General features: G+C 47.6%; 23 protein-coding genes and 1 tRNA gene. 14 read left to right on the top strand and 10 right to left on the bottom strand.

Translation table 11 applies throughout. The features are described 5' to 3' along the window. Positions 1–101: 101 nt before the first annotated feature. Together KNP03_RS00005 and KNP03_RS00010 are read left to right on the top strand one after the other, a co-directional pair. Positions 102–1,100: a Gfo/Idh/MocA family oxidoreductase gene (locus tag KNP03_RS00005; RefSeq protein WP_214823643.1), complete on the top strand. Its 999-nt coding sequence runs from the start codon at positions 102–104 to the stop codon at positions 1,098–1,100. A 187-nt stretch (positions 1,101–1,287) separates the two neighbouring features. Continuing rightward, entirely contained in the window at positions 1,288–2,328 is a 1,041-nt protein-coding gene (locus KNP03_RS00010; protein ID WP_214823645.1) for a lipid II:glycine glycyltransferase FemX, read from the top strand. A gap of 34 nt (positions 2,329–2,362) precedes the next feature. Here KNP03_RS00010 and KNP03_RS00015 read toward each other — a convergent pair whose 3' ends face one another. Beyond that, positions 2,363–3,397 carry a PTS sugar transporter subunit IIC gene (locus tag KNP03_RS00015; protein WP_214823647.1) on the bottom strand — a complete coding sequence of 345 codons (1,035 nt, stop codon included), beginning with the start codon at positions 3,395–3,397 and terminating at the stop codon, positions 2,363–2,365. Positions 3,398–3,614: 217 nt separating this feature from the next. Here KNP03_RS00015 and KNP03_RS00020 point away from each other — a divergent pair, with 217 nt between their 5' ends. After that, positions 3,615–6,278: a cation-transporting P-type ATPase gene (locus KNP03_RS00020; RefSeq protein WP_214823649.1), complete on the top strand. Its 2,664-nt coding sequence runs from the start codon at positions 3,615–3,617 to the stop codon at positions 6,276–6,278. A gap of 66 nt (positions 6,279–6,344) precedes the next feature. Then, positions 6,345–6,473: a hypothetical protein gene (locus KNP03_RS13530; RefSeq protein WP_276313785.1), complete on the top strand. Its 129-nt coding sequence runs from the start codon at positions 6,345–6,347 to the stop codon at positions 6,471–6,473. A 44-nt stretch (positions 6,474–6,517) separates the two neighbouring features. On the opposite strand, the gene KNP03_RS00025 is transcribed toward KNP03_RS13530, so the two are convergent. The 3 genes from KNP03_RS00025 to KNP03_RS00035 all read right to left on the bottom strand — a co-directional run bounded on the left by KNP03_RS00025 (position 6,518) and on the right by KNP03_RS00035 (position 7,918). Continuing rightward, a complete protein-coding gene (locus KNP03_RS00025; RefSeq protein ID WP_214823657.1) occupies positions 6,518–6,787 on the bottom strand; it encodes a hypothetical protein in 270 nt (89 codons plus the stop codon). A gap of 39 nt (positions 6,788–6,826) precedes the next feature. Next, complete coding sequence (locus tag KNP03_RS00030; RefSeq protein WP_214823659.1) at positions 6,827–7,474, bottom strand: hypothetical protein; 648 nt, start codon at positions 7,472–7,474, stop codon at positions 6,827–6,829. An 87-nt stretch (positions 7,475–7,561) separates the two neighbouring features. Beyond that, positions 7,562–7,918: a PilZ domain-containing protein gene (locus tag KNP03_RS00035; RefSeq protein ID WP_214823661.1), complete on the bottom strand. Its 357-nt coding sequence runs from the start codon at positions 7,916–7,918 to the stop codon at positions 7,562–7,564. Between the two features lie 155 nt (positions 7,919–8,073). Here KNP03_RS00035 and KNP03_RS00040 point away from each other — a divergent pair, with 155 nt between their 5' ends. Beyond that, positions 8,074–8,319, top strand: a complete 246-nt coding sequence (locus KNP03_RS00040; protein WP_240544389.1) for a hypothetical protein — start codon at positions 8,074–8,076, stop codon at positions 8,317–8,319. Between the two features lie 33 nt (positions 8,320–8,352). Here KNP03_RS00040 and KNP03_RS00045 read toward each other — a convergent pair whose 3' ends face one another. The 5 genes from KNP03_RS00045 to KNP03_RS00065 form a co-directional block, all read right to left on the bottom strand. Then, positions 8,353–9,048: a queuosine precursor transporter gene (locus tag KNP03_RS00045; protein WP_214823663.1), complete on the bottom strand. Its 696-nt coding sequence runs from the start codon at positions 9,046–9,048 to the stop codon at positions 8,353–8,355. Positions 9,049–9,171: 123 nt separating this feature from the next. Next, positions 9,172–9,242 (bottom strand) — tRNA-Thr (locus KNP03_RS00050). A 103-nt stretch (positions 9,243–9,345) separates the two neighbouring features. Further along, the gene (locus KNP03_RS00055; protein ID WP_214823665.1) at positions 9,346–11,733 is read right to left on the bottom strand and encodes an immune inhibitor A domain-containing protein; all 2,388 of its coding nucleotides are present in this window, start codon (positions 11,731–11,733) and stop codon (positions 9,346–9,348) included. A gap of 136 nt (positions 11,734–11,869) precedes the next feature. Then, positions 11,870–12,661, bottom strand: coding sequence for a class I SAM-dependent methyltransferase (locus KNP03_RS00060; RefSeq protein ID WP_214823667.1), 792 nt, complete (start codon positions 12,659–12,661; stop codon positions 11,870–11,872). 39 nt (positions 12,662–12,700) lie between these two features. Continuing rightward, the gene (locus tag KNP03_RS00065; protein WP_214823669.1) at positions 12,701–13,012 is read right to left on the bottom strand and encodes a hypothetical protein; all 312 of its coding nucleotides are present in this window, start codon (positions 13,010–13,012) and stop codon (positions 12,701–12,703) included. A gap of 181 nt (positions 13,013–13,193) precedes the next feature. Between KNP03_RS00065 and KNP03_RS00070 the strand changes: the two genes are divergently transcribed. The 3 genes from KNP03_RS00070 (at position 13,194) to KNP03_RS00080 (ending at position 15,408) form a co-directional block, all read left to right on the top strand. Beyond that, the gene (locus tag KNP03_RS00070) at positions 13,194–14,057 is read left to right on the top strand and encodes a cation diffusion facilitator family transporter (protein WP_214823671.1); all 864 of its coding nucleotides are present in this window, start codon (positions 13,194–13,196) and stop codon (positions 14,055–14,057) included. Positions 14,058–14,144: 87 nt separating this feature from the next. After that, positions 14,145–14,621 (top strand): GNAT family N-acetyltransferase, encoded by a 477-nt coding sequence (locus KNP03_RS00075; protein WP_214823673.1) that lies wholly within the window; start codon positions 14,145–14,147, stop codon positions 14,619–14,621. A 370-nt stretch (positions 14,622–14,991) separates the two neighbouring features. Next, positions 14,992–15,408, top strand: a complete 417-nt coding sequence (locus KNP03_RS00080; RefSeq protein WP_214823674.1) for a YhfM domain-containing protein — start codon at positions 14,992–14,994, stop codon at positions 15,406–15,408. Positions 15,409–15,425: 17 nt separating this feature from the next. Here the strand turns inward: KNP03_RS00080 and KNP03_RS00085 are convergent, their stop codons facing one another. After that, entirely contained in the window at positions 15,426–16,271 is an 846-nt protein-coding gene (locus KNP03_RS00085; RefSeq protein ID WP_214823675.1) for an alpha/beta fold hydrolase, read from the bottom strand. A gap of 116 nt (positions 16,272–16,387) precedes the next feature. Here KNP03_RS00085 and KNP03_RS00090 point away from each other — a divergent pair, with 116 nt between their 5' ends. From KNP03_RS00090 to KNP03_RS00115, 6 genes are all read left to right on the top strand, one after another. Then, positions 16,388–17,398, top strand: coding sequence for a helix-turn-helix transcriptional regulator (locus KNP03_RS00090; RefSeq protein WP_214823676.1), 1,011 nt, complete (start codon positions 16,388–16,390; stop codon positions 17,396–17,398). 201 nt (positions 17,399–17,599) lie between these two features. Next, complete coding sequence (locus KNP03_RS00095; protein WP_214823677.1) at positions 17,600–18,460, top strand: metal-dependent hydrolase; 861 nt, start codon at positions 17,600–17,602, stop codon at positions 18,458–18,460. A gap of 8 nt (positions 18,461–18,468) precedes the next feature. Beyond that, a complete protein-coding gene (locus tag KNP03_RS00100) occupies positions 18,469–19,230 on the top strand; it encodes a DUF817 domain-containing protein (RefSeq protein WP_214823678.1) in 762 nt (253 codons plus the stop codon). 113 nt (positions 19,231–19,343) lie between these two features. Further along, positions 19,344–20,078: a carboxymuconolactone decarboxylase family protein gene (locus tag KNP03_RS13625; protein ID WP_214823679.1), complete on the top strand. Its 735-nt coding sequence runs from the start codon at positions 19,344–19,346 to the stop codon at positions 20,076–20,078. Between the two features lies 1 nt (position 20,079). After that, positions 20,080–20,469, top strand: a complete 390-nt coding sequence (locus KNP03_RS00110; protein ID WP_214823680.1) for a MerR family transcriptional regulator — start codon at positions 20,080–20,082, stop codon at positions 20,467–20,469. A gap of 14 nt (positions 20,470–20,483) precedes the next feature. After that, a complete protein-coding gene (locus KNP03_RS00115; RefSeq protein WP_214823681.1) occupies positions 20,484–21,344 on the top strand; it encodes an aldo/keto reductase in 861 nt (286 codons plus the stop codon). Positions 21,345–21,438: the final 94 nt, after the last annotated feature.

Below are 21,438 nucleotides of genomic sequence, written 5' to 3' on the forward strand. Positions count from 1 at the left end.
AAGGAAGGTTGGCGATTCACCTCCCACTTTCACGAGGGCTTCGCCCTGAACGTTTAGAAGTGGGAGTACTCTCGCTTAATTTAGATAGAGGAGGTCATGAAATGATTAAAACGATTTTAGTCGGATTCGGTTTTTCGGCGAACACGTTCCATTTGCCTTTTTTAAAGGAAATGAACGAATACGAAGTGGTAGGTGTCGTCTCGTCACGACCGGACGACGTACATACCATTCTTCCGGATGTCACCGTCTACTCGTCACTCGAGGCGGCGCTTCAGTCGGATGCGTCTTTATACGTCATCACGACACCATCTAATATGCACAAAGACATGGTCGCGACATGCCTTCGCTCCGGTAAGGACGTCCTTGTCGAAAAACCGGCATTTTTGACGTCTGAAGAAGGGCGCGAATTGATGTTACTTGAGAAAGAAAGCGACGGAATCGTCAATGTGTATCAGAACCGCCGCATGGATGGGGACTTCCTGACGGTGCAATCACTCGTCGATTCGCACGCAATCGGGGAATGGAAAGTCGTAGAATCCCGATTCGACCGATTCCGGCCCCAAGTACGAGATCGTTGGCGTGAAAACGCTGGACCCGGAGCGGGGATTTTGTTTGACTTAGGAAGTCACTTGATCGACCAAGCGCTTACTTTGTTCGGGAAGCCGGAACGGCTTCATGCGGATGTGATGATTCAACGTGATGGGGGTCAGTCGGATGATGGTTTCCACATCACGTTATTTTATGGAGAGAAACGTGTTTACTTACGTTCGAACCCGTTCGTGGCTGCAGAGTTGCCGCGATTTGAGATTCATGGCACGACCGGTAGCTTCGTGAAATACGGTCTGGACCCGCAAGAGGCTGCTTTGCGGGAAGGACAGTTGACAAGTGATACGATCGAGACGGGGATTTTGTCAATCGAATCAGCGGAGACCGTGAAAATTGAAGCGGGCAGTTATTTGACGTTTTATGAGCGGATTGCGGAGAGCCTCACAAACCGTCAACCAATCGTCTCGCTCGAAGACGCCTTTTGGACGACGCGCTTGATCGAGCTGGCTCGCTTGTCCAGTGTATCAGGGGAAACGGTCATTGTAGGCGAATAGGTAGTAACAGGCGATCCAGTGGATCGTCTTTTTACTATCTCGATGAAATCTTTAACTTTTTATTGTGAACTGATCAAATTGTCAATTTGATTGTTAACGACAAAAATATCGAGACATCATCTGAATAATCATCCTGGAATGGGAAAAGAGGTTATGGAAATAACTTACTGATGAAAGGGATGAGATGATGGAGACGTATGTCATCAAAGACCGCGAGACTTGGGAAACATGGTTAACCGATACAAATTGCGATGTATACGACCATTACGACTATGTTCAGGCAAACTGCAGCGAGGGTGAATCACCGGAACTGTTCGTCGCCAAACGTGAACAAGGGATGCTGGTCTATCCATATATCCGGCGCAGAATTGATGATACTTACGAAGATTTGGTGACCGCATACGGGTACGGTGGTCCATTTCGGGTGGGTGTGTTCACCGATGAAGACGTGATGGCAGCCCGGAAGCGTTTTCTGGATTTACCTGTCAACCGGTCGACCGTGACGGAAACGATCCGCTATCATCCGATACGTACCGAATCGTTTGTGAAGGATACGTTCGGGACAGCCGTTCCGATTCGGAAGACCGTGCACGTGCGATTAGATGAGGAGTATGAGCAATTGGAGAAACAGTTTCACAAAATGACAAGACGTAATGTGAGACGGGCCCATCGTGATGGGGTCAGCCTAAAGGTTGCCGGGCGAGAAGACTTACACACTTTTTTGAGTTTATACGAGGCCACGATGGTGCGAAAAGGGGCGAATGAGGATTATTACTTCTCAGAAGCGTATTTTAACCAGTTGTTCGCCAGTGATTTGTTTGAAGCAGAATTTTTGTTCGCCGTCCTCGATGACGAAATCATCGCCGGTGTCTTTGTCTTATATGGGAAGGAAGGCGCTCATTATCATTTAGGAGGATCGAACAAGGCCTATCTCTCGTTACGACCGAACCATTTTTTGTTCAGTGAGATGATTCGCCGTGCCCGAGAAAAAGGGAAACGACACCTTCATTTTGGTGGAGGCGCGACAGGTGATGATGCCTTGTATGACTTTAAACAAAGTTTTTCCGGAGAATCTCCCTTATCCTATTGCATCGGGCAAGCGGTGCTTATTCCGGACATGTACCAACGGCTCAATCAACGTCATATTCAGATGTATGGACCTTCTGACTTTTTCCCGATTTACAGAAGTCCGATCGAGACGCCAGAGGAGCTTTCTCAAATCCAATAAAAACAACCGATGTCGCGTGACATCGGTTGTTTGTTTAGGCGGCTTTTTCTTCGGTCTCTTCCTCTTTTTGAGCAGCTCGTGTAATCGGGAAGTTTCGGAAGACCCGGCTCCCTAACAATCCGAATCCTGTTCCGAGCACCAGTAGTCCTGCCGCCGTAAACGTCACGGTTGTCCAGTCATTAAATCCATACATGACGAGCAGGCCTGGTATACCAGCAGCAGAACCGGGCGCGTCGTTGATCATACCGGTCATAGCGACGATCAGTCCGGCAATTGCCCCTCCGACGAAGTTGACGCTATAGATTGGGATCGGGTTCGCCGAAATCAAGTCTGCTTGCGTCAAGGGCTCGATCGCGACAGATAACTGATCTTTCTTCGTGCCGATTTTAAGTTGGCGGAACAAAAAGAAGTTCATCGTAATCGATGCCGTCAATGCGAGTGCTGAAATCGCCATCGGGACGCCCGTCAAACCGAGCATGGCAGTCAATGCCATTGAACTGAGGGGCGAGGTGGATACAACCGTGACGACACCACCGAGGACAAGTCCCATGACAATCGGGCTCTGTGTCGCGGCTAGCTCAATCACAGCCCCGATCTGAGAAAGCGTACCGGATACGACCGGGTCTACTCCGATTGCAATTAAACGGGCGAGTGGAGCCATGACGACGACATAAAAGATCATGTCCACACCAGTCGGTAAATGACGATTGATGCGACTTCCGGCGAGCGCGAGAATATATCCGGCAAAGAATCCTGGTAAGATGCCGAAGCCGGCAACCGATACCCCCATCATGACCGCATACACCGGATTGATTCCAAGAGCGATTGCGACAAGTGAAGCAGCGGCGGGTCCGGAAAGGGTGCCGGCTGCTTTACCGACTTCTTCATAAAGATCTAACGGCAAAAGTCCGCCGATGGCATAGGCGTTAAATGCTTCGACAAGAAAACTGGCGATGGCAGCTCCTGCGAGTGCTCCCATTGCTTTCATTCCCGACGGCGCCTTATAGCTGAATAGAGTGAATAAAGAGAGAATCAATAATAAAAGTGCGATTCCTTGAATAATAACCATGTTGCCTTCCTTCTTTCTCTATAATCCTAATTTGCCTCTATATTCAACCATCAAAAGCTACATGTAAAGCCGTTTCTCTTAAATTTTTAAATGATATCGGTTGCAAAAGAAATCTTTTTTGGGAGAACGCTTTCAACCGAGTAATTCGTATTGAGAGAGGGAAGAGAAAGATAGAAATAGTCTTTTCAGATAAAGTTTATTCGGAGGTGGGCGTTAGATGGAGATAGAGGAACGAAATTGGCATGCACTTGAACCAAAAACGATCTCAGCGGACATGGAGGTCGACCCTGAACAGGGACTGACGGAGTCTCAGGTATCAGAGCGTCAAGAACGGTATGGAAAGAACGTACTTCCGGAAAAAGAGAAAACGCCGGAAATCATAAAATTTTTAAAACAATTTAACGATATCCTCGTGTTTGTGTTAATTGGTGCGGCTGTCGTGACCGGCTTTTTAGGAGAATATATCGACATGACCGTCATCATTCTCGTCGTTGCGATTATCGGGATTGTCGGATATTTACAGGAAAACAAAGCCGAACAAGCGCTAGAAGGAATAAAGAAATTACTCGAAACGAAAGCGACGGTCATACGTTCGGGAAAGCAGAAAGAAATCGAATCCAGTGAACTGGTAGTAGGCGATGTGTTAATACTGGCAGCCGGGGATAAAGTGCCGGCGGATGCGCGTGTTATCCTGGCTGAGAAGTTCAAAGTGGAAGAATCTGCTCTGACAGGGGAAGCGACGACCGTTGAGAAAAAAAGTGACGTGGTAGACGAGGATGCTGTTCTCGCTGATCGGAAAAACATGGTCTACTCAGGTACAAGTGTCGCAACCGGTAGTGCACGGGCACTTGTTGTCGCAATTGGTGAAGGGACAGAGCTTGGTCAAATCAATGCCTCAATCTCAGAGGTGCGTTCTGTCAAAACACCGCTGATTCGTCAAACGACAAAGTTTGGACAAATGGTATCGATCGCGATTTTAATCATTTCCGTTCTGATTTACGCGTTCGGTTACTTTATGCGCGAGTATGACCCGGTTGAACTGATGTTGACGACGATTGGTCTCGCCGTTGCCGCCATTCCTGAAGGATTACCGGCTGTCATTTCAATCATTTTGGCATTAGGGGTGCGGAACATGGCCAATCAAAAGGCGATCGTCCGTCATCTTCCTTCGGTTGAGACGCTCGGGGCAGTATCTGTAATCTGTACGGATAAAACAGGCACTTTGACGAAGAACGAGATGACCGTCAAACAAATCGTCACGTCGCATCATGATATCGAGGTATCCGGTAGCGGGTACGCCCCGACGGGTGACCTGGAATTAAACGGTCAACCGTTTGACCTCGATGACGATGAGGAGATGCTCGATCTGCTGACGGTAGGTAAAACGTGTAATGATGCACACCTTCATGAAGAGGACGGGGAATGGGTGATCAGCGGGGACCCGACCGAGGCCTGTTTATTGACGGTTGCGGAAAAAGCCGAGACTCCGATTGAACGATTATCTGTCCTCTCCAAAATCCCATTCGATTCGGACTATAAATACATGGCGACACTCGTCGAATATAAAGGGGAACGGATGATTTTTGTGAAAGGGGCACCCGATCGCTTATTTGAAATGGCTTCTTCAGAAAGTTTCGATCATTCATACTGGGAAGAAAAAAGAAAAGAAATTGCGAATCGGGGACAGCGTGTCCTCGGGGCGGGTATGAAACGGGTCGATTCGACGAAGGAATCGATCGACCATGAGGATGTAGAAAACAGTCTGACGTTCCTTGGGCTATTCGGGATTGTTGATCCACCGAGACAGGAGGCGATTGAGGCGGTGGCCGCTTGTCGTGATGCCGGAATTCGGATCAAAATGATCACGGGGGACCACAAAGATACTGCCGTCGCCATCGCAAATGAACTGGGGATGGAGGTCGAGGGAGCCCTCGAAGGACGGGAACTCTCCAACATGTCCGATGAAGAGATCCATGAAGCTTCGATTCACAATGATGTGTTCGCTCGCACGAGTCCAAATGATAAGCTTCGTCTGGTGAAGGGTCTCCAAGAACATGGACTCATCACGTCGATGACCGGGGATGGGGTAAATGATGCTCCTGCATTGAAACGAGCGGATATCGGGGTGGCGATGGGGATTAAAGGGACAGAGGTGGCGAAAGAGGCGTCACAAATGGTGCTAGTCGATGATAATTTTAAGACAATCTATAATGCGGTCCGTGAAGGAAGAAGAGTTTATGACAATCTGAAAAAAACTATCCTGTTCTTATTACCGACGAACGGGGGACAGGCACTGCTTGTCGCGATGAGTATTCTGTTAGGGGCCGCAGCACCGCTCAGTCCTGTACAAATTTTATGGGTGAACATGGTTGTCGCGGTCACGCTGTCTTTAGCGATTGCTTTTGAACCGTTAGAGGAAGAAACGATGAAACGACCGCCTCGACCGTCAAATGTCCCATTACTCAGTCGATACTATATCTTCAGGGTAACCTTCGTCTCCATCTTGATCGGAGGCGGCAGCTTAGCCATCAACTATATGCTTGATGACATGAATTACTCACCAGAAGCGTTACAGACGATCACGTTGAACGCCATCGTCATGGCACAGTTATTCCATCTATACAATTGTCGAACGGAACTGGCTCCCGCATTTAATCGCCATTTCTTTGAGAATAAACTTGTATTTCTCGTATCCGGTCTACTGATCGCCCTCCAACTTTTCATCACGTATGTCCCGTTTATGCATACGTTGTTCGGTACGGCACCACTCGCGTGGAACGACTGGACGTACCCGATCCTGTTTGGCATCTTGGTGTTTGGGATCGTGGAAGTGGAAAAAGCGGTTTCACGACGTGTGATCAAAACAAACGCGATTCATTGATTGTTTTGACGAGCCGGTCTTGTGGGATAGATATACGAACGTGAATTCAGAACAGGAGGAAAATGGATGAAACGCGACGAATCACAACCAGGTTTGCACCCGGATCCGATACCGGATGACGAGTCCGATCCGGCTAAAAAACCGGCACCGACGCAGCACCCGGACCCGGATCTGAAAGAAGAGGATGAATCTTAATGAAAAATGGACAACTCACGTCATGATGTGAATTGTCCATTTTTTTATTTTGAGGCGACTGATCGACTGTTTTTTAACTTGTTAAAAGCTTTCTCGTTGAAATGTTCCGTTACGACGAAGTCGCCAACAGGACACTCCCAGCGATTCTTGGATACTTGGCATTCTTTTAATGGAATTTTCTCATCGTACAAATCGAGCTCTAACGTATCTTTTAAAAATTGTTCTGCCTTTTGATTCGGCACTTTGACGTACTCTTCTAATACAATCTCTTCATTTTTGACCGTCGTGTAGGTCGTCACTTGGAATAGTCTCATGAGCGTCCACTCTCTTTCCGTTTCATTCGATTCGTTTGATTAATGTTTTACCGTAAAATTTGCGACGTTACGTTTTTGCGGTGCCTCATTGAACGGTTTCTGGTGACGAATGATGAGCCAAAACAGAAGCCCGAACAAAGGAATATAAGGTAATGGCCAAAGGCTCATCTTATACCGTTTGGCATCCCGGTTCATAAGGGTGATCTGGATGCTGGCGAGCAGGAAGAAATCGACTGTCATCGTTCGCACAAACTGGTTGTTCTCGACATAAGACCAATACGTCGCCACGTCGCCGGTATTCGCAGCCGCGATGAATAAGCCAATCGTGACAATCAAAAGAATCACACCAAAAATGCGGGTCGGCAGCGGCTTGACCGGTGTCGGATAAGGCGATTGCCGGGCAAAAGCCAAATAGGGGGCGAGTAAAAAGCCACCGACGAAAAAACTACTGATTGCCGGAAGTAGCGGATTTGGCTTCAGCTGGTTGACTTCTGACCAGAGTAAAGGGAACAGCGCTAACGGAAAAACACCTAAAATACTAAACAGCGAAAGGGCATACCCTTCATATGCATCTGTGTTATACGTCAAAAAGTCGAGCAGAAATCGACTGGAAAACGGCTGGTTAGGACCAAGGATGGCAAGAGCGATGGCGATTGCCCATGGAATTAATAAAAACTTTCTTGTCATATGATCACCTCGCGTCGGACGTTGTTGTATATAGTATACCCCGTTTAGAAGTCACAAAAAAATGAGAAAGTGTTTCGGGACACTTTCTCACTTATTGTCTCGGGCATAAGACTTAATCATCGTCACAAGTTGCTGTATCTCGTCTGAGGTTGTTTCCAATTGAATCCCATAGTCATACGTGTTTCCCATTTGACTGCGATGACGGACTTGTCCGATCACCTCGAGCGGCTGCAGGGACGGGACGAGGTCGAGTACGATATGTACTTTCAGCTCTCCGGAAAGCGGGAACAAATAATCTGAACGCAGTTTCAAACCGCGTGAGCTCATATTGAGGAGCAATCCTTCTCCCTCATGTAATTCTTTCTCTTCCCAAACGAGCCGGAAAGGAATACTGCGAGGATGCGGCAAAATATAGCGGAATGTCTCCTGTCGGCGATAACGCATCGATTCACCCCATTTCTTAATCTACAACTCATTTATCGGTTCAAGATGTTGGAAATTGAAGTCGTTTAAGGAATAATTTGAAAATTGAACGTCCTTTACAAAAATGAAATCGCTTTCTATAATAGGTGTACGATTTCGAAAGAGGAGGGAATCTGATGAATATGCATGATTTGCTCCGGCGTTTCTCGATTGAAGACCCAGTCATCTACGAACGAACAGCAGATGGAGCCTGGATTGAGCATAAACAACCACCTCCATATACCATACTTGAAATCAAGACGACCGACGAACGAATTGAAGCAGTCGCCATTGACGCATATAAAGCACTGACAGTTTGCCGGGAAGCGTCGTCCTTAGAGGATGCACGTCCGTATGCCGTGAAGATCCAAATCAATCGTTAGGAAAAGCCGTGGTCGAATGACCACGGCTTTTGATTAGGCTGCTTCTTCCACTGGATCTTCCTGCGGTTTTGTCCGTTTCGCATAGTACATGAATGGAGTAGCCATCCATGCGATGATGAACTTGGCGACATACGTTGTGATAAAGATGTTCCACCAGATGTCCCATTCCATCCCCCAAAAAGCAATGATACAGAAGGTGAGGGTATCAAGAAGTTGAGAAAGTACGGTCGAGCCGGTCGTACGCAACCAAAGCTTTTTGTCTCCAGTTTTTGCACGGATCTTTGAATAGACAAACACGTCAAAGAGCTGCGACACGAGATAGGCACTTAGGCTACCGATGGTGATGAGCGGCAACATCGAGAAGAGCGCTTCAAAGCTATCGTGCATAAAGAGTGCTTCTTCAAACGGTTCATAGAGAAGGGCGTACTGCATGAGGATCGTGGACACGATTAAAATGAAGAATCCGAGCCAAACCCCTCTACGTGCCGTTTTTCTCCCATATTTCTCGTTCAAGATGTCTGTCGCTAAATAAAGCGATCCATAGACGATATTTCCTAACGTGAAGATAAATCCACCGATTACAATCTGTTGCGTCACTTGGATATTGGCGACGACCGAGGCCATCGCAATCCACGCAAACAGTCCGACCCGCCCAAACAGCTTATAGCTTAGGACGAGGAGACCGAGAGTGAGCAAGGCAGAAGGAATCCATAACCATTCGTTTAGCATGAATCATGCTCCTTCCTTAGTAAACTAAATGATTTCAACTTTACAAGTTTAATGACGTTCCGAAATCTTGTCAAGAAAGCATAAGAAAGCGACCTCCCTGAACAGGGAAGGTCGCTGATCAAATGCCTCCGACGAGAATCGAACTCGTGCTGCAGCATTACCATTGCTGAGGTCTGCCACTAACCTACAGAGGCGTTACACGTATTATGTTACACAGGATCGGGCGGGTTTTCAAGCTTTTTTAAAATAATAAGGTCCGCATTGTTCAAAAGAACAACGCAGACCTTATGGAAAGAATTATTGTTTACGGATCCAAACAGCGCCACCTGAGTTATCAGATGCTTCACCGACTACGTCTACGACGAGACCGTAGTTCGGAAGCTTACGTCCAGCGTCTGGGATAAGCGAGTTGATGTAAGAGTTCGCATCGTTGAACTGCTTAACGCCAGGTTGTGAAGCATAGTCATAAATTCCGCGACTTGGCGAATCGACATACCAAGCGAGTGTATCGTCAAGGCTGAACGCCGCGTCGGAAATTTGGTAACGTGTGCTGCCAGCAACTGTTTCTTGACCTTTCAAGTTCCCGATGATGGCTTCAGGGTGTGAGTCAACGACTCCGAGGAAGCCTTCACCAGGGTGAATGCCGACCCAGTTGTCTGAGAACGAGTCATCGCCATACCAAACGACGAGACCAGTGTTGTATTTCACTCCACGTCCGTTCAAGAGACCGATATCTGATCCGGCATGGTTACGCCATTCGAGGTAGTAGTAGTGAGGTTTTGAGTCAAAACCGTCAGACTTCTCGAAGCCGTAAAGTGTGACTGCCTCTGCACCTTCAGCATCATCTGCGAAGAGCGTAGCCCCTTCAGACTTGATCGACAAGTTGTCGACTGCAAATCCTTCCATCGCTACACCGCCATCTGTGATGTACTCGAAGATGATTTGAACGTCTTGTCCAGCGAACTGAGACAAGTCGTACGATTTGTTGACCCATGCGCCGTTTGTCGTCTCAGCAGGGTATCCTGACTCGTTCGCACCGTTGACATCGTCACCGATGACGTCGAGGAGGACATCTTGACCGCCGCTGCTCGCAACCACGTACAAGTAGTCATAATCTGATTCCACTTCAAATCGTGTATCGAAGGCAAGCACGCCGTCCGCACCTAGTGTCACGCTCGGTGTCACCATTGCCGTATGGATGTCGTCACCCTTCGTCGAGTAGTAGTAGTAATCGCCGTAAGCCGGTTCGATTCCTTTTACTTGCTTGTCTGGAAGGTTGACCTTGATGATCCCTGGATTTTTCGATTTCGTTACCGATTGGTCGAGTTTCGATACAAATCCTTGAGCTGTGATGTCTTCAAGGTTGACTTCGGTAATGTTTGCCCAGTTACCGCCCATTACTTTTTGGAAGTATTCTTTGTTTTGTGGCGAGAAGCTCGTCGGTTGTGTACCGGCGATGCTACCTGCCCAGCTACCGCCACTCATGATCGACCATGATTGAACCGGTTCGCCTTGACCAGAATAGACTGTGTCATATTCATCCGGAAGACCGAGGTCGTGACCGAATTCGTGAGCGAATACGCCGACTGCACCATCTTCAGGTTGGATTGTGTAGTCGTATGCCCCCATTTTACCACCCCAATAAGGAACAGCGGCTGTCGTGTTTTCGACACGATAAACACCGTTCAGTACCCAACGGTGTGACCATACAGCGTCGTCACCGAGTGCACCGCCACCAGCTTCTTGACCAGTACCGGCATGGATGATCATCAAGTGGTCGACCAAGCCGTCCGGCTCGTTGAAGTCGCCATCACCATCAAGGTCATACAAGTCGTATTGGTCATGCTCGGCAAGGTCAATCCCGGAGGCGACCGCCGCGTTCAAAGCGTCTTTGACCAACTGGCGTGGTCCCGGACCGGCGTTATCGTGTCCGCCGGATGCACGGTCCGCACCGTAATCAGCGGCTGTACCCGGAACAGAGAGCCATTCAGAAACTTCACCGTCGACCGTGTAACTGCCGCCGGATTGCTCTTCATAATACTGCTTGAACGTTTGAACCTTATCGCCGTTGAACAACTCGAACTCCTGATCGCCGAACATATACTGCTCGTAATGTTCTTTAGAGAAGTTGTCGCTGTACATATAACCAGGGTCTTGTGTCACGTTGTTATGTTTGAAGTCGCTGTACTCGACAAGAAGCACGAGTACTTTGTCTTCGCGAACAGCTCCGTTGTAAGAGGATTGTTTCGCCGGGTCAACTTTTACTTGACCGGTCGGTTTTCCTTTACGGTAGTTCGCTTGGCCTTTTTGCGCTTTATCGAGGAGACGGTTCGTTTCTTTCTCGAACTGTGTATGTATCTTCTCTTTGGCAGCAGCAGCTTTTTCGTTTAGTTCATCTTTGTGAGCCAGTTTTGCAGCTCCTTGCTTTTGATCGATGTATGCCTTGACCGCTTTCGTGCGTTCTGTGGCAGACAATCCTTTCGCAATGACACCGCGTTCTTCGAGTGCCTTCGCCAGTCTGTCCTCGTCAATGATGTTGTGATCAAAAGGTGCTTGCTCACCGACTGTCGATGTCGTTGGTGCGACGGCGAGAGGAGCAGCGCCAACTGTCGGCACGATGCTGACCGTCATCGCGGACGTCATCAACGCGGCAAGCGTCGTACGACGAATGGAACGTTTTTTCATCTGTGAACCTCCTAAAAAGAAATAATGGGAAAATGTGTGAACTTGATGTAAATGTTAGACTTTTGTCTGATTTATGTCAATATTCAGAAAATAATATTCAAAAAAAGAGTCTTTAGACCTATTTAGTGCTAGATGACTAAATAGGCGAAGACTCGATGTCGATAAATCCATAATGGAATTTGGAAGTTTTGCGAATTAATCTCTTGAAATGATATTTCTCAAACGCTTCACTTTCAAAATGGGCTTTTAATACAATTCTCTTTTTGGCAACACGGTACGCTTCGTTTATGACCTCATCATGTAATGGCGTCGGATTCGCGATTGCGCGAAGTGGATTGAGATGAACGGATTCTGAAATCGTCTTCTCAAACATCGGATCGAAATAGATGACATCATATTGTCCGTCTTCGCACGTCTTTAAATAGTCAAGAGCCTCTCGGTGGATCACCTGAATCCGTCGCATCGCCTCGTTGACGGCGTTGTCTTTTTCGACCCAGACGGCCAAGCCCTCCTGGACGAGCTGTGCAGTTATAAACTCACTTTCTAATCCCGTCACGGTTCCAGTCGGACCGACGACGTGACTCATGACGATGCTATCCGAACCGAGTCCGAGCGTACAGTCGAGTACATGATCCCCCGCTTTTATATTAGCCGCATCGACCAACGGATCGTGGCCACCTCGTACCAATTGTTTAATGCGGAAGACTGAACTTGAAGGGTGAAAGAAGAATGGTTCTTCAGCACCATATGGTGTGAACTCTACTCGACGTTTGTCAAAGACGAGCACACCTTGACCGAATCGTTCCATCAAGGTCTGAATGGACTGCTTCCGACGTTCCACGAATCGGATATCGTAGGTGGCGGCGTGAGAATGGGCCCGGGCTAACACCTCATCCGTCGGGCGCAGGCATGTGGTTACAATATACATATCGTTGCTCCTCCATAAAAAATGAGACGCGGGTGCGTCTCATTTTTTCTTGCTGAGTAAATCCGACAATTCATCAATCAATGCTTTGTGAGAAGCGAGTTCTTTTTTCTTCTCATTGTTTGCGTTCACTGGTCGTTTCGAGCGACTTTGCAATGCTTCTAACGTTTCATCGATTGAAGATTTCAACGTGTCGCGTTCTTCAGGTTTCAATGTCACTTCTGGTGGGTTTTCGCCACTTGCATCTAATTCGCGGAGACGAGCCATCAACTGTTTTGCCTCACGATTTAAATCGATCAACAATCTGTCAATTTGTTCCAAACGTAATTTGATTCCATCTCGTTCTGTAAACATCTGTTTCACCTCTTCATGCGGTTTAACCCTAGGGTCTCTTCCTGTTTACTTTACCATAAAAAATGGATTACGAAACTACCGGAAATATATCCCAATTATTTTGAGGGAGTGAAACACTTTTTCTCTATGCCCACATGAAGTTCACCTGCTATACTAACTGAGCTAACAAGGAGGTGGTGGGATGGAAACCGCAAATCATCCGCCAAAGGCGCTTAAAGGCGCCATCGTATCAATCACGGCCTATATCCTATTATCTATGATTAAAGTATTCGTCGGGTACGTGTATGATTCAGAAGCCGTTCTCGCAGACGGTTTCAACAATACGACCGATATCATCGCATCGGTCGCAGTGTATATCGGAATTCGGGTGGCAGCACTTCCAAGAGATGCCGAACATAAATACGGACATGCCAAAATGGAGACGATTTCCGCACTCGTGGCTTCTTTGATCATGGTGGCAGTCGGGGTGTTCGTCTTTATTACCAGTCTTTCAAACCTTATAAATGGGGCCTATGCAGAACCGAACCCGATTGCTGCTGTTGTCGCATTCTTTAGTGCCGTCGTCTTATTCGGGGTCCACCGGTATAACCTGTCGTTGGCGAAACAGACAAAATCGTTGGCTTTAAAAGCGGCAGCAAAAGATAATTTGGCGGATGCGCTCATCTCGCTTGGTGCGACGCTTGGCGTCCTGTTCGCGTATTTCCGTCTCCCTTGGATGGATACGGTGCTCGCCGTACTCATTGCCGGATTGATTGTACGTACGGCTGTACAAATTTTTCTGGACGCGACCCATCAACTGTCTGACGGATTCCCGCCGCAACTCGTGGAATCGTACGAACTCACAATCGAACAGTTCACAGAAGTGAAAGAAGTTCGCGAAATCAAAGGAAGACATCTCGGGAATCACGTCATGCTCGACGTGACCATCGCCGTCGACGGAGAACTGACAGTCGATGCCGCCCATGCGCTTTGTGACGAAATCGAGCGTGAGCTGGATACGAAGCATGCCGTCGACTCGGTCCATATCCATATCGAACCGATCTAAAATCAGGTTATGTTTTGCGCTCTGTGACCCCGTTCGTTTATAATGAATGAGGATAGATTTTGGACTAATTGCTAAGGAGGGCACGGGATGAGAATCGTGCGTCAACCTATTCGTCAAATCGACGAGATCGAATATGAACATTTTAAAAAGTATGGGGAGAACTCATATGGCATTTCAGCCGAAGAATTAAAAGGGATTTTTGTCGAGATGGGCACTGAGCATCTTTATCATGCGGAAGAGCACAGCTATGGCGAGGACTACTATTACGACTTGTTCGTCGGAGAGCAATTGGTCGGAAAAGTATTACTTTTGAAGCTGGCGCGAGTTTATCAACTCGATTTAATGGTGTTTGATGACTATAAAGGAAACGGTTACGCGACAGAAGGACTGCGCCTCGCATTGGAACAGTCCGACTTAACAGAGGGACATACCGTCCGCGCAGGTATTCCGCCGACGAGCCCGCATCAAGAAGCGATGCGCCGTGTTCTCGAGAAGAATGGTTTCGAGAAACGTCATGGCCTCTACTATTTGAACTTCAAAAAAAGATATGTTGTAAACCACTAAGCTGAGCATTTGCTCAGCTCAGACTGTAGACAAAGCATGGGTCTACGGTCTTTTTTTGTGCCCAATCCGGCAAGGCTCGCTTTCCTAGAGGCATGTAGGGAGCCGCGTGCGGGGTCTCTCTTTGTTTGCTGTCCCTTCAGGAGTTTCGCCTGCCCGTGTTCACCCTTCATTCTGCCCCTCCTTCATTTTTAATAGAGAGTAGAATACATAGGGGATACATTTCGGAAATCGGGGACGCCCGAGCATCGACTTGCTTGTGCTGATCAAAATGGTGTTCGTTTATTACCTGTGATGAGCAATTTCTCAGTTTTTTTGGAACCTTTTCTCGATTTGGTCGTAATAAATCATATGAGAAGGAGCGTGAAGAACAATGAGTCGATTGCTTGGTATCATCACTTCGATTAGATCCATCACCAAGCCGTATGGTGGTAATCGGAGTGTGGCTTTAGAGTTTGAGGAGATGGAACGGGTCGAAATTGCCGAGTCGACAGGTCCCGGTAGCTTTAATGCTCAATTTGTAGTCACTTATACGCAATTTCATGACATCAAGGTATTTGCTGAAATGTTACGGAGTACGGTTGAATCAGACGAAGCGAATACGACTGCTAATCCGGACTTTGACCTCGAACTGCATTGGAGAGGAAACATGCACGAGCGGTATCATTTATGGCTCGGTAGAAAAGACGAGTGGAGTCGTTTACAGAACGCCGAACATCGACACCTTCTTTATCGAGTCCCGGCGCATGTGACGAACCGGTTAATCAACGTACTCGGTGTAGAGGAATAGGGGACAAAATTGTTCTGTCATGAATTCATGCGAATGAACCGTTCGATGTGCCGTTCATTCTTTCGTGCTTGACGTCCCACCCAGATCAAATGACCAGGGCTGTTTAGAATCGACAATTGAGCGTGTGGGATCAATCGTTTTGCGTGATAGGCATGACGGACCGGGACGGCTCGGTCATGTTTCGAATGAATGATATAGGTCGGGCAGGATACACCGAGCAATGCGGTATCCGGGACATGTTGTCTTAAATCAAATTGTGCGCCAAGACCAAAAGCCATTTGGTTCGCTACACGCTTCAGTAAAAAGATGTCATAAGGCGATACCTCTTCGCGAATCGTTTCCAGTGCCAATTCACTCGTGGAATGGATCATCCGTGCCGTCGCCTCGAACGGGTGTTTATGAATGGCACGGGATAGAAACTGCTTCATGACATACTGGAAGGCGATAAACGCAGGCTGCGCGATGTTTCGGCTGATATAGTCTCGATAAGGGAAGTCAACTTCACTCGTCACCGCCGCTGCGAGCGTGAGGCTCATGGCACGAGGGTTGTCCGCTGCGAGTTCGATCGCCGTAGGCCCGCCGGCTGAAATCCCGTACACGTGATAGTTCGGTACACCTTTCACATGCATCAAACTCCGTAACTGTTTTGCGAACTGTTGCGGACTCGCGGAAAAGGAGTAAGGCGTCTCCCCATATCCGGGACGTGAAGGAACGATGACACGAAAACCGGCCAAAACAAGACCATCCACGTGGTAAGGCTCTAGGCTGGAGGACTGCGTACCATGAATCAGTAAAATAGCAGGTCCTTGACCTCTGTCGATATATTCGATTTTCGCTCCGCCAACGTGTGCATAGTATTTCAACGTACGATTCGCCTCCTTAAACAGATTGTAATGGAAAATAACTTTATTTCATGGAAATAAAATGATAATGTCAGTTTATACATAATTTACATATAGAAATGAAAGGGGATAAGACCGTGAAGAACCGAGAACGGTTACTTGAAGTGAGACGGTTTTTTGAACGGAAAACAGATGAAGCGCATCCGAAGACGTTAGAAGACCTACTCGAATATTTGTCAACAATCGGAGATACTTCTAAGTTAGCAAAAAAATCGGTGAAAGACGACATCCAGGCATTGAACGATTCGGGGTTTGAGGTTCAGGATGAACTCGAAAAGAATGGACTCGCCAAAAAATATTGGCATTCTGCACGTCTGTTTGAAATCCACGAGCTTCGCATGATGGTCGATGCGATTGTAGCGGCGAAGTTTATTTCAGAGGAAGTGACGGACCAAATCGTCGAGAAGCTTCAAATGCTGACGAGTGACGAGGAAGCGAAGACTCTCCAATCGATTATTAAGACGCCGAAGAAAAAACATGGGCAAATCCCATATCATATCGACCGGATCCAGCGGGCGATCCATGAGCGAAAAGCCGTCTCGTTCCAATATACGGACGTGGTCGGTTTTGACGTGGCAAAACGGAAATTCCCGCTCCGTCGGGATGGGGAACGTTATATCGTCAACCCGATCGACCTTCATTGGAATCATGAACAATATTATTTGATCGGGATCGATGAGTCCATCGGTGAGATCCGAAATTATCGTGTCGACCGGATCGTCAACTCTGAAATCGTTGAAGACGGCCTGGTTCGTCCGAAGCGCCATTTACCAGAGGACTACTATCAAAAATCGTTCAACATGTACAATGGGATGGACGAGGAAATCGTGCTGTCAGTTGATGAGCGGGTGTTGCCGGTCCTGTTTGACAAACTCGGTGAAGACGTATCCATCTCTGAAAACGATGACCGCTTCTTCATTCGCTTTGACGCAGCGGTTTCGGACGGGTTCATTTATTGGTTGTTATCTCTCGGGACACAGGTCGAGGTCATCGAACCGCTCTCGTTACGTGACCATATGAAAGAAACCGTCGAAGCAATGGCGGACACATACGCGAAAACGAGCATCCACGAATCCATGGAACGTTGAGTTGTGCTATACTGCTTGCGACACTTATTGAAAGGGGACAGGCGGATGTTGAACTGGATGCCTTTGATCATTCCGATTGTCGCTGTCATTTTCGTAACCATTGTCGCAAGACGTGCCATGAAAATGGATAAAGAGAATTAACGAGTAAGAGACATCGTTCCGTATTTTGGGAAGGTGTCTCTTTCGCTATGGAGGTAGGACGTGGATACGATTACGCATACGTTGTTTGGCTTGACTCTATATGGAGCAGCCGATAAACGTGAATTACAACAACATGAAAAACGAGCTTTGTTCGTCACGACGCTCGTCGGGAGTCAAATCCCGGATAGCGATGTGATTTCACGACTTTGGGATACAGAAGGGATGTATCAGATGTGGCATCGCGGGATTACGCATTCGATTTTTCTCGTCCCGATTTTTGCATTTCTGATTTACATACTGGTACGCCTTCTATTTCGTGTGACGGACTCACGATACTTTTGGTGGGCGCTCCTGTCAGTGTTCATACATAATACTTCCGATTTGTTCAATGCGTGGGGGACAGGTTATTTTGAGCCGGTTTCAGACGTCCGGGTGACATTCGGCGTCATCCCCATCGTCGATTTCGTCTTTTGGATGATTTTCCTCGTCACGTGGTTGCTTGCACGTAAACGAGACGTTCGTCATCATGTATACCGTTACGGATGGGCTGCACTTGTCGCTTATGTCCTCATCCAGAGTGCACAGGGGACCTACCTGTATCAGTCATACGCAGACGAGCATGACGAGGTGGCACTCTCGGCGTCGTTCATCCCGACACGGTTCACCGTCATCACGAAGACAGGCGAGAACGTATCGCTCTACCAGGATTCGGTTTATCAAGATGCCGCCTTGAAATATGAGTTGATGAGTGACGAACAGGTCAGTTTAGAACCGTTGTTTGAGGCAAACAAAGAAGCGCTCACTTTATCGGAGTGGTCGCCGTTCGTTGTCATTGTGGCGAACGAAGAACGGCTTGGTGTATTTGACCCGCGCTTTTACGACGGGGAATCTTCATTCCTGTATGAATACATAGAAAGGTAGGGCAACCGATGGGACGTATACGGTATCTCTTTATCTTCGCTTATGAGCAGGCACTCAGCTGCATCTTCCCTGTTGCCATCTTCGGTGCGCTCGCGGTCACGAAATGGGTGGACCTTCCAATTCCGCGTTATGACGTGTTATTGATCTGGTGTTTGCTTGTTCAGGTGATTTTGGTGAAGACAGGACTCGAGACGATGGAAGAAGTGAAAGTGATCAGTTGGTTTCATGTGATCGGTCTCGGGCTTGAACTGTTCAAGGTACAGATGGGCTCGTGGAGTTACCCGGATGAGGCGTTCACGATGGTGTGGGGCGTCCCGCTATATGCAGGCTTCATGTATGCGAGTGTTGGGAGTTACGTCGTGCAATCTTGGCGTCGCCTTGATTTGGAATTTACGAAGATGCCCCCTCCGATGCTCGCTTTCGGATTGGGCTTAGCCATTTACTTCAATTTTTTTTGGCATCACATTTGGCTTGATTTACGTTGGCTATTGATTGGACTGATTTTCCTAGCTTTTGGACGTGCGGTTGTGACGTACCGTCTCGACGATCGCGTGTTTCGAATGCCGGTCGTTCTCGCCTTCTTCCTGATCGCCTGTTTTATCTGGCTGGCTGAAAACATCGTTACGTTTTATAACGGCTGGGCCTATCCGGGTCAATTGAACGGCTGGTCTATCGTTGACCTCGGAAAACTCTCGTCCTGGTTCTTGCTTGTCATCATCAGTATCCTCCTGGTGGCGTGGCAGAAACGGATTAAAACAACTTCAGGATGAACAGACTCGACACATGTTGTCGAGTTTTTTTAATTTTTCTCTTGCCTTGAAGTGAACTTCAAGGTGTAGGCTCAACGTGTAAGGTAATCAATTGGATTGAAGGAGGAGCCGTAATGAGAAAGAAAGTAACAGCAGGACGAGAACAACTGGGAGCGTTCGCACCGAAGTTCGCGGAGTTGAATGATGATGTCTTGTTCGGTCAGGTGTGGAGTCGGGAAGAGGTGTTGTCCGCAAGGGACCGGAGTCTGATCACGATTACAGCACTCATTGCGTCCGGTGCATTTGAACAACTGCCTGTTCACTTACAACGCGGGAAAGAGAACGGTTTGACAGGGAAAGAAGTGTCAGAGTCGATTACCCATCTTTCATTTTACGTGGGGTGGCCAAAAGCCTGGAGTGCGTTCATGCTGGCAAAAGACATCTTCAAAGACGAGGAGATGGACATACCACAAGACCTTGGTACACTGTTCGACACGGGCGAACCAAACCCTTATGGTGAGTTTTTCACAGGAAAGAGTTATTTGTATCCTGTTCAGTTTGACAAGGAGATCGGCTTAAGCATCGGGAACGTCACGTTTGAACCAGGGGCGCGGAACAACTGGCACATCCATGACGTTGGCTATCAGATTTTGATCGTCACGGGTGGTGAAGGTTGGTATCAGGAAGAAGGTAAAGAGGCGCAGACCTTGCGAAAAGGTGACGTCATCCTGACACAAGACGGGGTGAAACATTGGCACGGGGCCAAATCGGATCAGTGGTTCGAGCATGTTGCAATCACGACAGGGCAAGCCAAGTGGTTAGAACCGGTCAGCGAGGCAATCTATGGATCACTAGAATCAGGAGGTTGACATGAACATTAAACAAGCTGCGGAAAAGTTCGAATTGACGACGGATACGTTGCGTTATTACGAACGAATCGGACTCATTCCCCCTGTTACACGGAATGAGAGCGGCTATCGGGATTATTCTGAAATCGACTTGAACTGGGTCTCGTTTATTAAATGCATGCGTGAGGCAGGAGTGTCCGTCGAGAGTCTGATTGAATATGTGTCGCTCTTTCAGGAAGGCGCGGACAGCATTACGACACGAAAAGAGATTTTGATTGATCAACGAAATGAGTTGGTTGAGAAAATCAGAGTCATGCAGGAGACACTTGCGAAGTTGGATGAAAAGATCGAAGGCTATGAAGAGAATATGTTAGCCTTTCAAACGGAGAAATTAGCAAATCACGACGAATAAAGGAGAGAATCAACATGCATGAAACATACACATTATCAAACGGGATTACGATTCCGAAACTGGGGCTCGGTACGTGGATGATTGACAATGATCAAGTGACAGAGGTCGTGAAACAAGCGCTGAAACTTGGATATCGACACGTCGATACGGCACAAGCCTATCAAAATGAGGAAGGGGTCGGTCGTGGCGTTCGTGAGAGCGGTATTGCGCGAGACGAGGTGTTTGTGACGACGAAACTTGCTGCAGAAATCAAATCATACGAGGAAGCAAAAGCAGCGATTGACGAATCTCTTCAAAAAATGGGTCTCGATTATATTGATCTCATGCTCATCCACAGCCCGCAGCCTTGGATGGAATTTGGCGAAGAAGATCGCTTTTATGAAGGCAACCTTGAGGCATGGAAGGCGCTCGAGGAAGCCTATCGCGATGGAAAATTACGCGCGATCGGAGTATCAAACTTCATTGAGACAGATTTGGACAACTTGCTCGAGAACGGATCCATTTCACCGATGGTCAATCAAGTGCTCGCTCATATCAGCAACACCCCGTTCGATCTAATCGACTATACTCAATCTAAAGGAATTCTCGTTGAGGCATATTCTCCAATTGCTCATGGGGCAGTTCTTGACAACGAACAATTAGTTGAGATGGCAAACCGATATGATGTTTCGGTGGCGCAGCTTTGTATCCGATATGACCAGCAGTTAGGTCTCCTGCCATTGCCGAAGACGAAGACGGTTGAGCATTTAAAAACAAATGCAATACTGGACTTTACGATTTCGGATGAGGATATGGAAACATTGAAGCACGTCGAAAAAATCAAAGATTACGGCGAGGCACGCGTCATGCCGGTATTCGGCGGTAAACTCAAATAAATTTTTGCAGAGCCAGAGATGTAGACATTCTATATCTCTGGCTTTTTGTATGCCATCCTGTTCATTCTTCATATGAATGAAAAAGTAATCATCA

The sequence above is a fragment of the Exiguobacterium algae genome, from assembly GCF_018617875.1.
Lineage (GTDB): Bacteria > Bacillota > Bacilli > Exiguobacteriales > Exiguobacteriaceae > Exiguobacterium > Exiguobacterium algae.

What these genes read in the sequence shown, in the direction of transcription:
- KNP03_RS00005 (WP_214823643.1), top strand. Translation starts at nt 102, where the DNA reads ATGATTAAAACGATTTTAGTCGGATTCGGTTTTTCGGCGAACACGTTC.
- KNP03_RS00010 (WP_214823645.1), top strand. Translation starts at nt 1,288, where the DNA reads ATGGAGACGTATGTCATCAAAGACCGCGAGACTTGGGAAACATGGTTA.
- KNP03_RS00015 (WP_214823647.1), bottom strand. Translation starts at nt 3,397, where the DNA reads ATGGTTATTATTCAAGGAATCGCACTTTTATTATTGATTCTCTCTTTA.
- KNP03_RS00020 (WP_214823649.1), top strand. Translation starts at nt 3,615, where the DNA reads ATGGAGATAGAGGAACGAAATTGGCATGCACTTGAACCAAAAACGATC.
- KNP03_RS13530 (WP_276313785.1), top strand. Translation starts at nt 6,345, where the DNA reads ATGAAACGCGACGAATCACAACCAGGTTTGCACCCGGATCCGATACCG.
- KNP03_RS00025 (WP_214823657.1), bottom strand. Translation starts at nt 6,787, where the DNA reads ATGAGACTATTCCAAGTGACGACCTACACGACGGTCAAAAATGAAGAG.
- KNP03_RS00030 (WP_214823659.1), bottom strand. Translation starts at nt 7,474, where the DNA reads ATGACAAGAAAGTTTTTATTAATTCCATGGGCAATCGCCATCGCTCTT.
- KNP03_RS00035 (WP_214823661.1), bottom strand. Translation starts at nt 7,918, where the DNA reads ATGCGTTATCGCCGACAGGAGACATTCCGCTATATTTTGCCGCATCCT.
- KNP03_RS00040 (WP_240544389.1), top strand. Translation starts at nt 8,074, where the DNA reads ATGAATATGCATGATTTGCTCCGGCGTTTCTCGATTGAAGACCCAGTC.
- KNP03_RS00045 (WP_214823663.1), bottom strand. Translation starts at nt 9,048, where the DNA reads ATGCTAAACGAATGGTTATGGATTCCTTCTGCCTTGCTCACTCTCGGT.
- KNP03_RS00055 (WP_214823665.1), bottom strand. Translation starts at nt 11,733, where the DNA reads ATGAAAAAACGTTCCATTCGTCGTACGACGCTTGCCGCGTTGATGACG.
- KNP03_RS00060 (WP_214823667.1), bottom strand. Translation starts at nt 12,661, where the DNA reads ATGTATATTGTAACCACATGCCTGCGCCCGACGGATGAGGTGTTAGCC.
- KNP03_RS00065 (WP_214823669.1), bottom strand. Translation starts at nt 13,012, where the DNA reads ATGTTTACAGAACGAGATGGAATCAAATTACGTTTGGAACAAATTGAC.
- KNP03_RS00070 (WP_214823671.1), top strand. Translation starts at nt 13,194, where the DNA reads ATGGAAACCGCAAATCATCCGCCAAAGGCGCTTAAAGGCGCCATCGTA.
- KNP03_RS00075 (WP_214823673.1), top strand. Translation starts at nt 14,145, where the DNA reads ATGAGAATCGTGCGTCAACCTATTCGTCAAATCGACGAGATCGAATAT.
- KNP03_RS00080 (WP_214823674.1), top strand. Translation starts at nt 14,992, where the DNA reads ATGAGTCGATTGCTTGGTATCATCACTTCGATTAGATCCATCACCAAG.
- KNP03_RS00100 (WP_214823678.1), top strand. Translation starts at nt 18,469, where the DNA reads ATGGGACGTATACGGTATCTCTTTATCTTCGCTTATGAGCAGGCACTC.
- KNP03_RS13625 (WP_214823679.1), top strand. Translation starts at nt 19,344, where the DNA reads ATGAGAAAGAAAGTAACAGCAGGACGAGAACAACTGGGAGCGTTCGCA.
- KNP03_RS00110 (WP_214823680.1), top strand. Translation starts at nt 20,080, where the DNA reads ATGAACATTAAACAAGCTGCGGAAAAGTTCGAATTGACGACGGATACG.
- KNP03_RS00115 (WP_214823681.1), top strand. Translation starts at nt 20,484, where the DNA reads ATGCATGAAACATACACATTATCAAACGGGATTACGATTCCGAAACTG.